The 16,083-nt window shown below is 46.7% G+C and carries 11 protein-coding genes and 5 tRNA genes; all 16 read left to right on the top strand.

What is annotated here, in order from left to right; translation table 11 throughout:
* The first annotated feature begins 24 nt into the window (after window positions 1-24).
* The 16 genes from birA to rpoC all read left to right on the top strand — a co-directional run bounded on the left by birA (window position 25) and on the right by rpoC (window position 15,971).
* The gene (birA, locus tag ABXT60_RS12010) at window positions 25-1,002 is read left to right on the top strand and encodes a bifunctional biotin--[acetyl-CoA-carboxylase] ligase/biotin operon repressor BirA (protein ID WP_443630349.1); all 978 of its coding nucleotides are present in this window, start codon (window positions 25-27) and stop codon (window positions 1,000-1,002) included.
* Entirely contained in the window at window positions 999-1,724 is a 726-nt protein-coding gene (locus ABXT60_RS12005) for a type III pantothenate kinase (protein ID WP_443630348.1), read from the top strand. The genes birA and ABXT60_RS12005 overlap by 4 nt, the downstream gene beginning before the upstream one ends.
* A 92-nt stretch (window positions 1,725-1,816) precedes the next feature.
* A tRNA-Thr gene (locus ABXT60_RS12000) sits at window positions 1,817-1,892 on the top strand.
* Window positions 1,893-1,913: 21 nt separating this feature from the next.
* Window positions 1,914-1,997: transfer RNA gene (locus ABXT60_RS11995), tRNA-Tyr, on the top strand.
* Between the two features lie 6 nt (window positions 1,998-2,003).
* A tRNA-Gly gene (locus ABXT60_RS11990) sits at window positions 2,004-2,078 on the top strand.
* Between the two features lie 79 nt (window positions 2,079-2,157).
* Window positions 2,158-2,232, top strand: a tRNA-Thr gene (locus ABXT60_RS11985).
* A 152-nt stretch (window positions 2,233-2,384) separates the two neighbouring features.
* Window positions 2,385-3,608 carry an elongation factor Tu gene (gene tuf, locus ABXT60_RS11980; protein WP_443630337.1) on the top strand — a complete coding sequence of 408 codons (1,224 nt, stop codon included), beginning with the start codon at window positions 2,385-2,387 and terminating at the stop codon, window positions 3,606-3,608.
* Window positions 3,609-3,726: 118 nt separating this feature from the next.
* Window positions 3,727-3,802: transfer RNA gene (locus ABXT60_RS11975), tRNA-Trp, on the top strand.
* A 64-nt stretch (window positions 3,803-3,866) separates the two neighbouring features.
* Window positions 3,867-4,235, top strand: a complete 369-nt coding sequence (gene secE, locus ABXT60_RS11970) for a preprotein translocase subunit SecE (RefSeq protein WP_443630347.1) — start codon at window positions 3,867-3,869, stop codon at window positions 4,233-4,235.
* Window positions 4,236-4,266: 31 nt separating this feature from the next.
* Complete coding sequence (gene nusG, locus ABXT60_RS11965; protein ID WP_443630346.1) at window positions 4,267-4,800, top strand: transcription termination/antitermination protein NusG; 534 nt, start codon at window positions 4,267-4,269, stop codon at window positions 4,798-4,800.
* A gap of 185 nt (window positions 4,801-4,985) precedes the next feature.
* Window positions 4,986-5,420, top strand: a complete 435-nt coding sequence (gene rplK / locus ABXT60_RS11960) for a 50S ribosomal protein L11 (RefSeq protein ID WP_443630345.1) — start codon at window positions 4,986-4,988, stop codon at window positions 5,418-5,420.
* The gene (rplA, locus tag ABXT60_RS11955) at window positions 5,420-6,115 is read left to right on the top strand and encodes a 50S ribosomal protein L1 (RefSeq protein ID WP_443630344.1); all 696 of its coding nucleotides are present in this window, start codon (window positions 5,420-5,422) and stop codon (window positions 6,113-6,115) included. The genes rplK and rplA overlap by 1 nt, the downstream gene beginning before the upstream one ends.
* A gap of 274 nt (window positions 6,116-6,389) precedes the next feature.
* Window positions 6,390-6,890, top strand: a complete 501-nt coding sequence (gene rplJ / locus ABXT60_RS11950) for a 50S ribosomal protein L10 (RefSeq protein ID WP_443630343.1) — start codon at window positions 6,390-6,392, stop codon at window positions 6,888-6,890.
* Between the two features lie 86 nt (window positions 6,891-6,976).
* Window positions 6,977-7,351, top strand: a complete 375-nt coding sequence (rplL, locus tag ABXT60_RS11945; protein ID WP_443630342.1) for a 50S ribosomal protein L7/L12 — start codon at window positions 6,977-6,979, stop codon at window positions 7,349-7,351.
* 288 nt (window positions 7,352-7,639) lie between these two features.
* Window positions 7,640-11,722 carry a DNA-directed RNA polymerase subunit beta gene (rpoB, locus tag ABXT60_RS11940; protein WP_443630341.1) on the top strand — a complete coding sequence of 1,361 codons (4,083 nt, stop codon included), beginning with the start codon at window positions 7,640-7,642 and terminating at the stop codon, window positions 11,720-11,722.
* Window positions 11,723-11,744: 22 nt separating this feature from the next.
* Window positions 11,745-15,971, top strand: a complete 4,227-nt coding sequence (gene rpoC / locus ABXT60_RS11935) for a DNA-directed RNA polymerase subunit beta' (protein WP_443630340.1) — start codon at window positions 11,745-11,747, stop codon at window positions 15,969-15,971.
* Window positions 15,972-16,083: the final 112 nt, after the last annotated feature.

The following is a 16,083-nucleotide window of genomic DNA, read 5'->3' as shown; positions in this document are numbered from 1 at the left end:
GCGCGCAGCGACGCGGTAATTCTTATGTCATTAACGAGTCTTAATCAGTTACTCCACTTGCTAGCCGATGGTCAGTTCCACTCGGGTACGGCCTTAGGCCAGCACCTGAGTATGACTAGAGCTGCTGTTTGGAAGCAGCTCAAAGGTGTGGAAGCATTGGGGGTAAACTTACATCGCGTACGTGGTCGTGGTTATCGTATTTCAGGTGGCCTAGATTTACTAGACGTGGAGGCGATACAGCGCCAGCTTCCCATTCTAGACCCTAGCTTTAATGTGCAGTTGTACATGTCCCTTCCATCTACCAATCAAACCTTAATGCAGCACCAGCAGCAGCGATCTATTCATGGTGACGTGGTGCTGGCTGAAGTGCAAACATCAGGGCGCGGTCGTCTAGGCCGACAATGGCAGTCGCCGTTTGGCCAAAATGTTGCCTTGTCTCTTGGTTGGCATTTTTATGGTGGAGCCGTTGCTCTAGAAGGGCTGAGTTTAGTTGTGGGTTTGGCGTTGACACATGCATTAGCCGATATGGGGGTAAAGCAAGTACAGCTAAAGTGGCCCAATGATGTCTTAGTTGACGGCAAAAAACTTGCTGGTATTTTGCTGGAAATGCGAGGCGACGCAACAGGCCCTTGTCATGTGGTCATTGGCATTGGTCTTAATGTGCATTTAATGCATGATGATGCTATCGATCAGCCTTGGGTGAGTCTTGCGCAGCTAGGCTATCAACTAAGCCGCAATGACGTTGTGGCGCAGATTTTATTGCGTTTAAATGAATACTTGCATGAGTTTGTGCAACATGGCTTCGGTGCTATGCGTGATGAATGGCAGCAATACCACTATTACCAAGACCAAAAGGTTCAGCTTCTGCTTCCAACTAAGTGCATTGAGGGTATTTGCCGTGGTGTGAACCAGGTGGGTGCGCTAATAATAGAACATAGCGGGATGATAGAGGCTTATAGTGGTGGCGAGATTAGTTTGCGACCTATTGAGGAGCGCCAGTGACTGACTTGTTAGTAGATATAGGCAATACTCGTCTTAAGTGGAGGCTGCAGCAGCAAGGTGCAGTGCACCGCTCAGGAGCAATATTGGTGCGTGACTTAAATATGGCTCAGCTGCAGGCTATCCTGCCAGAGGCTGCTGGCGCGATGTATTGGGCGAGTGTGGGTGATGATGCGCAGGGTCTTTGTGTGGCAGCCTGGGCACATGAAAAAAATATACCATGCCATCAGATCACCACCCAAGACTGCTGGCAAGACCTCACCAATGGCTATCAGCAAACTCAGCAGCTAGGCGTAGATAGATGGCTAGCCATGGTAGCTGCAAGGCAACATACACGCAACGCCGTTTGTGTAGTTGATTGTGGCAGTGCCATCACCTTGGACTATGTAAGTGCACAAGGCCATCATGAAGGCAGCTATATTATTCCTGGCGCAAGGCTTATGTCCCAAGCGCTAGCGCGTGATACTGCCCAAATTAACATTACCCATCGGGCCCTAGAAAATATTCATCCTGGCACTTCCACAGCCCAAGCAGTATTAGCGGGGTGTTTCCAAATGGCCCACTATGGTGTTTGTGCTCTGGTGAGGGAGGCCCAAGGCCAGGGCTACGAAATACTGCTTTGTGGGGGAGATGGTTTAGCCATTGCTAACGAGCTTGGTGTGACTTATGTAGAGCAATTGGTGCTTGATGGTATGGCGCAACTGGCTGGTTTGCATCAGCTCTAAAAAACTTTAATAAAATCATCATTGATGCTTGCATCCTACTAGTTCGTTCAGTATTATACGCACCTCCTGAGTTCAGGGGCACAGGCAATTTAGCCGGTATAGCTCAGACGGTAGAGCAACTGACTTGTAATCAGTAGGTCCGGGGTTCGACTCCTCGTGCCGGCACCAGTTCCTGATAAAGAATACTTAGGTGGGGTTCCCGAGTGGCCAAAGGGATCAGACTGTAAATCTGACGCGTAAGCTTCGGTGGTTCGAATCCACCTCCCACCACCATTCTTTGCGGGTATGGTATAATGGCTATCACGACAGCCTTCCAAGCTGTATATGCGGGTTCGATTCCCGCTACCCGCTCCACATTGTATTAGGTTCACTTAGTGTGTTTAGGTTAGTGAATTGATTGAAGGCTATTTAGAGCCAGTTTAGTGCGTTATAAGCTCTAGTAGCTCAGGGGTAGAGCGCACCCTTGGTAAGGGTGAGGTCGGCGGTTCAATTCCGCCCTAGAGCTCCATTGTCACAAGTGGCAAAGGAGCACGATATATTTTGAAGGGTAGATATAGCAATATATCTACCCTTCTTGTTATCTGCAGTTTACTCAATAAGTGGGTGGCTGCATTATTTAACTTAGCGCGGCCAATTGGTCGCCCATTGTCGGAGGCTATCATGGCTAAGGAAAAGTTTGAAAGAAATAAGCCGCACGTAAACGTCGGCACCATTGGTCACGTTGACCACGGTAAAACTACATTAACAGCTGCATTGACTCGTGTTTGTGCAGAAGCGTTTGGCGGAGAGCTAAAAGACTTCTCTCAGATCGACAACGCCCCTGAAGAGCGCGAGCGTGGTATCACCATCGCAACTTCACACGTTGAATATGATTCTGAGCAGCGTCATTACGCCCATGTTGACTGTCCAGGACACGCTGATTATGTGAAGAACATGATCACTGGTGCTGCCCAGATGGACGGTGCTATTTTGGTATGTGGCGCAACTGATGGCCCAATGCCTCAGACACGTGAGCACATCCTTTTGTCACGTCAGGTAGGTGTACCATACATCGTAGTATTCCTAAACAAGTCAGACTTGTTAGCTGAAGATTGCGGCGGCGCAGACTCAGAAGAATACGCAGAGATGCTAGAACTTGTTGAAATGGAGCTTCGTGAGTTGCTAGACGAGTACGAATTCCCAGGTGATGACACGCCAATCATTCCAGGATCTGCCTTAATGGCATTGAACGGTGATGACACTAACGAAATGGGTACCACTGCAGTACGTAAGTTGGTAGACGCGTTAGACAGCTACATTCCACAGCCAGAGCGTGCGATCGATGGTGATTTCTTAATGCCTATCGAAGATGTGTTCTCAATTCAAGGCCGCGGTACTGTGGTAACGGGTCGTATTGAGCGTGGTATCGTTAACGTTGGTAACGACGTAGAGATGATTGGCATTAAAGACACTACGCGTTCTACGTGTACAGGTGTTGAGATGTTCCGCAAGTTGCTTGACGAAGGTCGTGCAGGCGAGAACGTGGGTGTACTACTACGTGGTACTAAGCGTGAAGATGTAGAGCGTGGTCAAGTATTGGCTAAGCCTGGTTCAATCACTCCTCACACCAAGTTTGAAGCTGAAGTATACGTACTAGGCAAAGACGAAGGCGGACGCCACACTCCTTTCTTTAAGGGATACCGTCCACAGTTCTACTTCCGTACAACGGACATCACAGGTGCCTGTGAATTGCCAGAAGGCGTAGAAATGGTTATGCCTGGTGACAACATCCAAATGGTTGTTGAGCTCATTAACCCAATCGCCATGGATGAAGGTTTACGCTTCGCTATTCGCGAAGGTGGCCGTACTGTTGGTGCTGGTGTTGTAGCTCGTATCCTAGCTTAATTAAGCTGAGGAAATGCAAGCAGTTAGCCTTAACTGCTTGCAAAAACCATGGGGCACGTATAATATACGCGTCCCATACTTTTGGCATGTTTCAAATGATCATGCGAAAAGATGTTCTAGGCCAGTAGTTCCAACGGCAGAACGTCGGTCTCCAAAACCGAATGTTGGGGGTTCGAATCCCTCCTGGCCTGCCATATTTTTTAATGCTTTGGGTTGTATAGCCGAAAGTGTAAAGCACCGTTAACTAGAGGCTCCAAAATGAGCGCTACACCAACTACACAGAACTCACGTTTTGACACCGTTAAGTGGGTAATTGTTCTGGCTTTAGTAATCACTGGTGTCGTAGGCAACTCTGTTTATTCCGATCAATCCCTACTGTACCGAACACTGGCTTTAGTAGCCTTGGCGGGTGTGGCCTTGTTTGTTGTATTGCAAACAGCCAAAGGAAGGGGTTACGCGGTTAGCTTTAAAGAAGCTCGCAAAGAAATCCGTAAAGTGGTTTGGCCCAATCGGCAAGAAACTACGCAGACTACATTAATTGTAGTGGTGGTAGTACTGATCATGGCTTTAGTTTTGTGGGGTCTGGACTCATTTTTGAGTTGGACTGTTTCTTCTTTGATTGGCTAGTCAGCTTAAAAAGTTTAGTTAGGAAATTATCATGGCAAAGCGTTGGTACGTTGTTCACGCATACTCAGGTTACGAGAAGCAAGTAATGCGTGCCTTGCATGAGCGCATAGAGCGTTATGAAATGCAGGATGTGTTTGGTGATGTCTTGGTGCCAACTGAGGAAGTGATTGAAATGCGCGCGGGCAAGAAGCGTCGCAGTGAGCGTAAATTCTACCCTGGCTACGTGCTAGTGAATATGGAATTAAACGATGAAACTTGGCACATGGTTAAAGAAACACCTCGTGTAATGGGCTTTATTGGTGGCACTGCAGATAAGCCAGCACCCATTACTGAGCGTGAAGCCAATGCCATTTTAGAGCGTGTTGAGTCTGGTGCAGAAGCGCCTCGCCCTAAGACTATCTTCGAGCCAGGCGAGATGGTTCGTGTTGTCGATGGCCCGTTTGCAGACTTCAACGGCGTAGTAGAAGAAGTGAACTATGAAAAGAGCCGGCTACAAGTTGCTGTACTTATTTTTGGCCGTTCAACGCCGGTCGAATTAGAATTTATTCAGGTCGAAAAGGCCTGATCTCTGGCAGCCTAGGCTGCCAGCACTAGACCCTGGAGTCGGTAACGGCGCCCAGGGTTTTTGCGCATTCAGCAATAGCGGAATGTTTTTTGAATAGGGGAGCTGTTCATTTGCTCTTCAAGTGTCGCCTAAATGGCCACCTGAAGAACAAAGAAGGCGTTATTACCCATTAGGAGATCACTACCATGGCTAAGAAAGTACAAGCCTACATCAAGCTTCAGGTTGCTGCCGGCAAGGCCAACCCAAGTCCACCAGTTGGTCCTGCATTGGGTCAGCACGGTGTAAATATTATGGAATTCTGTAAAGCCTTTAATGCTCAAACCCAGAGCATGGAATCTGGCATGCCTGTACCTGTTGTAATTACAGTATACGCAGACCGTAGCTTTACATTCATCACTAAGACTCCTCCTGCAGCAGTGTTGCTAAAGAAGGCAGCAGGGCTTAAAAGTGGCTCAGCACGCCCTAACACTGTAAAAGTGGGCACGGTAACTCGTGCACAGCTAGAAGAGATTGCAACCACAAAAATGGAAGATCTAACTGCTTCTGATATGGATGCAGCTGTACGGACTATCGCGGGCAGTGCTCGTTCTATGGGCTTAAATGTAGAAGGTGTTATCTAATGGCTAACGTGACTAAACGTGCTAAAGCAATCGCCGAAAAGATTGAGCTAGGCAAAGTATATGAGATCAACACTGCTGTTGACCTATTGTCTGAACTATCGACAGTTAAGTTTGCCGAAGGCATAGACGTTGCGATTAACTTAGGTGTTGATCCACGTAAATCTGACCAGGTTGTTCGTGGTTCTACTGTGCTTCCAAACGGTACTGGCAAAGAAGTTCGTGTTGCTGTTTTTACCCAAGGTGAGAACGTAGAAAAAGCAACAGCTGCTGGTGCAGACATTGTAGGTATGGACGATTTAGCTGCAGAAATCAAAGCCGGTAAAATGGACTTTGACGTAGTGATCGCTACACCAGACGCAATGCGTGTTGTAGGCCAGTTAGGTCAGGTACTTGGTCCTCGTGGTCTAATGCCTAACCCTAAAGTTGGTACAGTAACACCAGATGTAGCAACTGCTGTTAAGAACGCTAAGTCGGGTCAAGTGCGCTACCGTACAGACAAGGCCGGCATCATTCATTGTTCATTAGGTAAGGTAGGTTTTACTGCAGACGCAGTGAAAGAAAACCTAATCTCCCTATTGGGTGATCTTAAGAAAATGAAGCCAGCTTCAGCTAAAGGCGTTTACATTAAGAAGGTTACTATTTCAACCACCATGGGCCCAGGCCTCTCGGTTGATCACGGTGCCGTTAAGTTCTAACGCATTCGGTTCTCCATTGGAGAGCCACATTAAAGGCTAAAGTTTTTTTAGTTGAGGCCTTTAATAAACCAAACTTTGGGGTCTTGTACTTGTACAAGACTGTCAAAGACCGTAGGTGGTTTGATCCTTTTGGTGACAAGCCTTAATGTTTGCCTACGCAGACGGTGAACCCGATTCAGAATTCTGAATTTAACACCGTTATTAGGTTCTTGTTGTTACTTAGCGCAAGCTAAATAAGAATGAGAAGTTGGATAATTTTTCCAGGAGAAATAACGTGGCTTTAGGTCTCGAAGACAAGAAAGCGATTGTCGCAGAAGTCAGCGAAGCAGCCACCAGTGCTCTATCTGCAGTTGTAGCCGATTCACGTGGCGTTACTGTAGGTGACATGACTGCTCTTCGAAAGCAAGCTCGCGAGAATGGCGTAACCCTACGGGTTGTGCGTAACACTCTCGCTAAGATTGCTTTAGAAGGCACGGACTACGCGTGTTTGCAGGACTCCTTCAAAGGTCCAAGCATTATTGCATTTTCTAACGAACATCCAGGCGCTGGCGCCCGTTTGTTCAAAGAGTTTGCAAGAAGCAACGGCAAATTTGAAGTGAAAGCACTGGCGTTTGAAGGCAACCTTATGGGTGCTGATCAAATCGACGTATTGGCATCATTGCCAACATACGACGAAGCAATTGCTAAGTTGATGAGCGTAATGCAAGGTGCGACCAGCAAGCTGGCACGTACACTAGCAGCAGTTCGCGATCAGAAAGAACAGGAAGCCGCTTAAATCTAAAAGCCAGTTTGGCTAGATTTAATTCGACTTATGTATGAACAAGATGACCCACTGGGTCTTATTAAAGAGTAGGAATTGTTATGTCTATCACTAAAGACGATATCATCAATGCCGTAGCCGACATGTCTGTAATGGACGTGGTTGAACTTATCTCCGCTATGGAAGAGAAGTTCGGTGTTACTGCTGCAACTGCATCAGCTGGCCCAGCTGCCGGCGGTGACGCTGGTTCAGCAGCCGAAGAGCAAACTGAATTCGACGTAATTCTAGTTTCTGGCGGCGAAAAGAAAGTAGCAGCTATCAAAGCTGTACGTGCAGCAACTGGTCTTGGCTTGAAAGAAGCTAAGGGCCTAGTTGAAAGTGCTCCAGCAGCAGTTAAGGAAGGTCTGTCTAAAGAAGACGCAGACGCCCTTAAAACTGAGCTTGAAGCATCTGGCGCTACTGTAGAAATTAAGTAAGCCATCTTTTAAGATGTGCTTGCTTAGACCTAATGTTCCTATTGGAATTGTGGGTTTGACTGCACACGGCTGGTGGCATATTTGCCACCGGCCTTTTTCGGTTCTATAGCGCTGGCTTTTTATGTCGTGTTTTATAACCAAAAAAGGCTGGATCAAAGGGGTTAAAACCCTTTGCCAGTACTGTTTTGCGGGGAGTATGCCCCCGTCGCCTAGGGCGGAACCAGTATATTTGGACATTTGTCCGACCAATTTAACGGTCTGAATACAGACCCAAATCGGGGATTTTTGATGCCTTACTCATACACTGAGAAAAAACGTATCCGCAAGGATTTCGGCAAGCTGCCTCCGGTGATGGATGTGCCTTATTTGTTGGCCATCCAGATCGACTCCTACCGTAAGTTTTTACATTCTGGTCACGGTGTTGACCAGCGTAAAGACCTAGGCCTTCATGCTGCTTTTGAATCTGTTTTTCCCATTGTCTCTTTTTCTGGCAATGCGTCTTTAGAATATGTGACCTACAAGTTAGGTGAGCCTGTTTTTGACGTTAAAGAATGTCAGTTACGTGGCGTTACCTACGCTGCACCTTTGCGCGTTAAGGTGCGCTTAGTAATTTATGATCGCGATTCCAAGGCTAAGGCGATCAAGGATATTAAGGAGCAAGAAGTCTACATGGGCGAAATGCCTTTGATGACTGACAACGGTACCTTTGTTGTTAACGGTACAGAGCGTGTTATTGTTTCTCAGCTACATCGTTCACCTGGCGTATTCTTCGACCATGACAAGGGTAAGACCCACAGTTCTGGTAAGTTGTTATATAACGCCCGTGTTATTCCTTACCGTGGTTCTTGGTTAGATTTTGAATTCGACCCTAAAGATACGCTTTTTGTACGTATTGACCGTCGCCGTAAGCTACCTGCATCTATTTTGTTGCGCTCTTTGGGTTACACCAGCGAACAAATCGTAGAAACATTCTTTGATAATGTCGATGTGACACTGACCGAAGAAGGCTTCACCATGACTTTGGTGCCTAGCCGTCTGCGTGGCGAAACAGCCACCTTTGACATTGTGGATCAAAAAGGGTCTGTATTGGTTGAAGAGGGGCGTCGAGTGACTGCCCGTCACATTAAACAAATGGAAAAGATCGGCTTAAAGCAGCTGCAAATTCCTGAAGAATACCTCGTAGGCAAGAAAATTGCCCGCGACCAAATTAACCCAGCTACTGGCGAGTTAATTTGTGATTGTAATACTGAAGTCACACAAGAACTCCTCGTTGCCCTGCGTGTAGCTGGTATTACTGCGTTGCCGTTGATTTATAGTAACGATTTAGACTGTGGCCCATTCATGTCAGATACTCTGACCGCTGATCCAACCCGCACACAACTTGAAGCTTTGGTAGAAATTTACCGCATGATGCGTCCTGGTGAGCCACCAACTAAAGAATCTGCAGAAAACTTGTTTAACAACTTGTTTTTCACTAGCGAACGTTATGACTTGTCTGCCGTTGGCCGGATGAAGTTTAACCGTCGTTTAGGCCGTTCTGAAACGACGGGTGAAGGTGTGTTGGGTGACCAAGACATCGTTGCAGTAATGCAAACGCTAATCGCTATCCGCAACGGTAAAGGCATAGTGGATGATATCGACCACTTAGGTAACCGTCGTGTTCGGTCTGTAGGCGAAATGGCAGAAAACCAATTTCGTGTTGGCCTAGTGCGTGTAGAGCGTGCTGTTAAAGAACGTTTAAGTATGGCTGAGTCTGATGGCCTAATGCCACAAGACTTAATCAACGCTAAGCCTGTGTCTGCTGCGATCAAAGAATTCTTTGGTTCTAGCCAGTTGTCTCAGTTTATGGATCAAAACAACCCGCTATCAGAAGTGACACACAAACGTCGTGTTTCTGCTTTAGGGCCTGGTGGTTTAACCCGTGAACGTGCAGGCTTTGAAGTGCGTGACGTACATCCGACTCACTATGGTCGCGTGTGTCCTATCGAAACGCCAGAAGGCCCAAACATTGGTCTGATTAACTCTTTGGCTACCTATGCCCGCACTAACGATTACGGTTTCTTAGAAACACCGTATCGTAAAGTAGTTGCTGGTAAAGTGACCTCAGAAATTGAGTACTTGTCTGCTATCGAAGAAAGCCAACACATCATTGCTCAGGCCAATGCCAAGCTTGATGCTAAGGACAATCTTTCTGAGGACCTAGTTACCGTTCGTCACGAAAACGAATTTACCTTGATGTCACCTGACAACGTAGACTACATGGACGTATCTCCACGCCAGGTAGTTTCTGTAGCGGCCTCATTAATTCCGTTTCTAGAGCACGATGATGCTAACCGAGCTTTGATGGGCTCGAACATGCAGCGTCAAGCAGTGCCAACTCTTCAGGCTCAAAAGCCTCTAGTAGGCACAGGTATGGAGCGTCACGTTGCCCAAAACTCTGGTGTATGTGTCGTAGCCACCCGCGGTGGTGTGATCGAATCAGTTGATGCCACCCGTGTTGTAGTTAAAGCGCATGATTCTGAGACAGAAGTAGGGGATGCAGGTGTAGATATCTACAACCTAACCAAGTACACCCGCTCTAATCAGAATACCTGTATTAACCAACGTTCTATCGTTAACCTAGGCGACACTGTTGCCCGTGGTGATGTATTGGCTGATGGCCCATCTGTTGACCTTGGCGAGTTAGCCTTGGGTCAGAATATGCGTATTGCCTTTATGCCTTGGAATGGTTACAACTTCGAAGACTCAATCTTGATCTCTGAGAACGTTGTTAAAGAAGACCGTTTCACTACGATCCATATTCAGGAATTAACCTGTGTGGCACGTGACACTAAATTAGGCAGTGAAGAAATAACCTCTGACATTCCTAATGTGGGCGAAAGCGCACTAGCGAAATTAGACGAAGCTGGCATTGTTCACATTGGTGCTGAAGTAGGCCCTGGTGACATTCTAGTAGGTAAGGTGACACCTAAAGGTGAAACTCAGCTTACGCCAGAAGAAAAGCTATTACGTGCTATCTTTGGTGAAAAAGCTTCAGACGTTAAAGACACCTCTCTTCGTGTTAAGACGGGTACCAAAGGCACCGTGATCAACGTGCAAGTGTTTACCCGTGACGGCGTGGATAAAGATCAACGTGCAGTTGCCATTGAACAAATGCAGTTAGATCAAGAGCGTAAAGATATTAATGACCGGTTCCGCATTGTTGAATCAGCCACATACGAACGTTTATCGGCGGCCTTAATCGGCAACGCAGTAAATGGTGGTGCTGGCTTCAGTAAGGGCGACGTTATTACGGTGGACAATTTATTAGAAGTTGACCGTATTGATTGGTTCAAATTACGCATGGCAGATGATGCTCTTCAGCAGCAGCTAGAATTAGCACAGCAGTCTTTAGAAGAAACTCGTCTTGACCTAGATGCAAAATTTGAAGACAAGAAAAAGAAGCTACAAACTGGCGACGACCTAGCCCCTGGGGTGTTGAAGATCGTTAAAGTATACGTGGCTGTTAAGCGTCGTATTCAACCTGGCGACAAGATGGCTGGTCGTCATGGTAACAAAGGTGTTATCTCTGTAATTATGCCTGTTGAAGATATGCCTTATGATGAATTCGGTAAAACCGTAGACATCGTGCTAAACCCATTAGGTGTGCCCTCGCGTATGAACGTGGGTCAGATCCTAGAAACTCATATGGGTATGGCTGCCAAAGGCTTAGGTGAGCGCATCGAAGAAATGATGGCGCAAGAGCGGGCCAAGTCTATTAAAGAGATTCGTGCTTTCTTAGACCAGATCTACAACGATGGCAACTGCTACCGTTCAGAAGACCTTAACAGCTTCAGCGATGACGAAATCCTTGAGTTGGCTAAAAACCTGAAAGCTGGCGTGCCTTTAGCAACGCCTGTATTTGATGGAGCCGAAGAAAACGAAATTAAGCGTTTGTTAGAGCTTGGTGGTTTAGATCGTTCTGGCCAAACCTGGTTATATGACGGTCGTACAGGTGATAAGTTTGATCGCCCTGTTACCGTAGGTTATATGTACATGTTGAAGTTGAACCACTTGGTTGATGACAAGATGCATGCCCGCTCTACTGGTTCATACAGCCTGGTAACTCAGCAGCCACTTGGTGGTAAGGCTCAGTTTGGCGGTCAGCGATTTGGTGAGATGGAAGTTTGGGCCCTAGAAGCATATGGCGCCGCTTACACTTTGCAAGAAATGCTAACTGTTAAGTCTGATGACGTGAATGGTCGTACTAAAATGTATAAGAACATCGTAGATGGTGACCACAGCATGGACCCAGGTATGCCTGAATCCTTCAACGTATTGGTTAAGGAGATTCGATCTCTGGGCATCGATATTGAGTTGGAATCTGACTAAGACATTAAGGTAGGAGAAGGCAATGAAAGACTTATTAAAATTATTGAAAGCCCAAGGTCATTCGGACGAGTTCGATTCGATCCGTATTGGTTTGGCGTCTCCAGAAATGATCCGTTCATGGTCTTTTGGCGAAGTAAAAAAGCCAGAAACCATAAACTACCGTACCTTCAAGCCAGAGCGTGAAGGCTTGTTCTGTGCCAAGATTTTCGGCCCAGTAAAAGACTACGAATGTTTGTGCGGTAAGTACAAGCGTTTGAAGCATCGCGGTGTGATCTGTGAAAAGTGTGGCGTAGAAGTGGCTTTGGCTAAGGTGCGTCGTGAGCGCATGGGCCACATAGAGCTGGCTAGCCCAGTGGCACACATCTGGTTCCTTAAATCATTACCTTCACGTATTGGTTTATTGTTAGACATTACTTTGCGTGACATTGAGCGTGTGCTTTATTTTGAAAGCTACATTGTTATCGATCCAGGTATGACCACGCTTGAACGTGGTCAGATGATGAACGATGAGCAGTACTTTGAAGCCATGGAAGAGTTTGGTGACGACTTCGATGCGCGTATGGGTGCTGAAGCCATTCAAGCATTGTTAAAAGATTTGGATATGGCCCAAGAAGCGGCCCAGTTGCGTGAAGACATCCCAGCAACTAACTCTGAAACTAAAATTAAGAAGCTATCTAAGCGCTTAAAGTTAATGGAAGCCTTTTTGGCTTCTGGCAACAAGCCAGAATGGATGGTGCTAACGGTACTGCCTATCTTACCACCGGACTTGCGTCCTTTGGTTCCTCTAGATGGTGGCCGGTTTGCAACTTCAGATCTGAACGACTTGTACCGTCGCGTGATCAACCGTAACAACCGCTTAAAGCGCTTGTTAGACCTGAGCGCGCCAGACATTATCGTACGCAACGAAAAGCGTATGTTGCAAGAGTCTGTAGATGCCTTATTGGATAACGGCCGTCGTGGTCGTGCCATCACTGGTTCTAACAAGCGTCCGTTGAAATCTTTGGCAGACATGATCAAAGGTAAGCAAGGTCGTTTCCGTCAGAACCTTTTAGGTAAGCGTGTAGACTACTCTGGCCGTTCGGTTATCGTAGTGGGCCCATACTTGCGCTTGCATCAGTGTGGTTTACCTAAGAAAATGGCTTTAGAATTGTTTAAGCCGTTCATCTTCTCTAAGCTAGAATTACGTGGTCTTGCTACCACCATTAAAGCTGCTAAAAAGATGGTAGAGCGTGAAACTGCCGAAGTTTGGGATATCCTTGCTGAAGTAATTCGTGAACATCCAGTCATGCTGAACCGAGCACCCACTCTTCACCGTTTGGGTATCCAAGCCTTTGAACCAGTATTAATCGAAGGTAAAGCCATTCAGCTTCACCCCCTCGTTTGTGCGGCATACAACGCCGACTTCGATGGTGACCAAATGGCTGTTCACGTTCCGCTAACTATTGAAGCTCAGCTTGAATGTCGTGCTTTGATGATGTCTACCAACAATATTTTATCACCAGCAAACGGCGACCCAATCATCGTACCTTCTCAGGACGTTGTACTGGGCATCTACTTTATGACTCGTGACTGTATCAACGCTAAGGGCGAAGGTATGGTATTTGCAGACGTAGCTGAAGTGCAGCGGGCCTATGGTGCTAAGCACGTAGACTTGCAAGCCAAAGTTAAAGTTCGAGTGACTGAATATGTGAAGGCCGAAGACGGCACATTGGAAGGCACTGACACAGTGACTGATACCACTGTTGGCCGTGCACTTTTGTCCCAAATTATGCCTCAAGGTATGCCTTACAGTTTGATCAACAAGACCATGAAGAAGAAAGATATTTCTACTGTGCTTAACGCTTGTTACCGTAATGTTGGCCTTAAAGAAACCGTAATATTTGCTGACCAATTAATGTACACAGGCTTTGCTTACGCGACTCGTTCTGGTGCTTCTGTTGGTGTTAACGACTTCGTTATCCCTGAAAAGAAAGAAATTATTATCAACGGTGCGGAAGAAGAAGTGCGCGAAATTGAAGCGCAGTTCCGTGACGGTTTGGTAACCCAAGGCGAAAAGTATAATAAGGTGATCGACATTTGGTCCCGTGCCAACGAGCTTGTTGCTGGCGCCATGATGGACAGTTTGAAAAGTGACACGGTGATCAACGCTGAAGGTGAAGAAGTTGAGCAAGAGTCATTTAACTCTGTTTACATGATGGCTGACTCCGGTGCTCGTGGTAGTGCTGCACAGATGCGTCAGTTGGGTGGTATGCGTGGTTTGATGGCTAAGCCAGATGGCTCAATCATCGAAACACCGATCACGGCTAACTTTCGTGAAGGTCTTTCGGTACAGGAATACTTTATCTCTACTCACGGTGCGCGTAAAGGTTTGGCTGATACAGCTTTGAAAACAGCTAACTCGGGTTACCTAACTCGTAGATTAGTAGACGTAGCACAAGACTTGGTAGTAACTGAAGTAGATTGTGGTACTGAAAATGGTTTAACCATGCTACCTGTAATCGATGGTGGTGATGTACGTGTGCCACTAGGTGATCGTATTTTGGGCCGTATGATTGCAGAAGATGTGATCAACCCAACCACAGGTGATCTGTTGATTGCTAAAAACACCTTAATTGACGAAGCTTGGGTTGAGCGTTTAGAGAATGATGAAAGTTTGTCATCTGTAGACGAAGTAAAGACCCGCTCGCCAATTACATGTGAGACACGTTACGGTATCTGTTCTAGCTGTTATGGACGTGACCTAGGTCGTGGCCATCAGGTTAACATTGGTGAAGCTGTAGGCGTAGTTGCTGCACAGTCAATCGGTGAGCCAGGTACACAGCTAACCATGCGTACCTTCCATATTGGTGGTGCAGCATCTCGAGCTGCAGCAGAAGATAAAATTCAAGTGAAGAATGGTGGTGAAATCCGCTTACATAACTTGAAAGCAGTAACCCGCACCGACGGCAACATGGTCACCACCTCTCGTTCTGTAGAACTAGGTGTTACTGATGAGCACGGTCGTGAGCGCGAACGTTATAAGCTACCATACGGTTCTTTGATTCAAGTGGTCGACGGCGCACGCGTAGAAGCTGGCGAGATTGCTGCAACGTGGGATCCACATACTCACCCAATCGTTTCAGAAATGGCTGGTACTGTGCAGTTTGTTGGATTAGATGAAGGCCTTACCATTAGTCTTAGGACTGATGATTTAACAGGTTTGAGTTCTATCCAAGTGCTTACTGTAGGCGAACGTCCTGCGGCAGGTAAAGACTTGCGTCCAATGATTAAGTTGATTGATGCTAAAGGCAACGAAATCATTAACCCAGAATCTGGAGCACCTGCGCAATACCTTCTTCCTGGTGGTGCCTTGTTGTCTATTGTAGATGGTGGCCAAGTAGAAATTGGTGATGTAGTTGCACGTATTCCACAAGAAAGTGCAACAACGAAGGACATCACTGGTGGTCTTCCTCGTGTAGCTGACTTGTTTGAAGCACGTAAGCCAAAAGAAGCTGCTATTTTGGCAGAAGTCTCTGGCATCGTAAGCTACGGTAAAGAAACTAAGGGCAAAAATCGTCTAGTCATTACGCCTACAGACGGCAGTGACAACTATGAAGAGCTTATTCCTAAGTGGCGTGTACTCAACGTGTTTGAAGGCGAAACAGTAGTGAAGGGTGAAGTTATTGCTGATGGCCCATTCAACCCACATGACATTTTGCGCATTTTAGGTGTTGAAGAGCTAGCTCGCTACATTACCACCGAAGTGCAAGACGTATACCGTCTGCAAGGTGTAGTAATAAACGATAAGCACATTGAAGTCATTGTGCGTCAGATGTTACGTAAGGTAGATGTGGTTGCTTCTGGCGACACTAACTTGATCAAAGGTGATCAGGTTGAATACACTCGCTACTTAGAAGCTAATGAGAAGATGGTTGCCGAAGACAAGATTGTGTCGCACATGCAGCGCGTGTTGTTGGGTATCACCAAGTCTTCTTTGGCTACGGAATCCTTCATCTCGGCGGCGTCCTTCCAAGAGACTACCCGTGTACTCACTGAAGGTGCAGTAACTGGCAAGAAGGACCACTTGCGCGGTCTGAAGGAAAACGTGGTCGTAGGCCGCTTAATTCCAGCCGGTACTGGTTTAGCATATCACTCAGAGCGTAAGCGTAAGCGTCAAGAGCAGCGTGCTTCTGAAGGTGTTTCAACCGTAAGTGCAGAAGAGGTGCAAGCAGCGCTAACTGAAGCTTTACGTGCTGAAATGTCTAGCTAGGTTGCTATGCTATTTTGCTTCGTAATGCCTACGAAGTGAAGCACTTAAAAAGCCCGACGCGTTCGGGTTTTTTTGTGCCCTGCGAAATTCTAGGGCTGAGCTATTTAGCTTA

The sequence above is a fragment of the Candidatus Njordibacter sp. Uisw_056 genome, assembly GCF_047730085.1.
In the GTDB taxonomy this organism is placed as follows: domain Bacteria; phylum Pseudomonadota; class Gammaproteobacteria; order Pseudomonadales; family Balneatricaceae; genus Njordibacter.
Note: the sequence above shows the minus strand (reverse complement) of the source record. Positions and strands in the feature narration are given on the sequence as shown.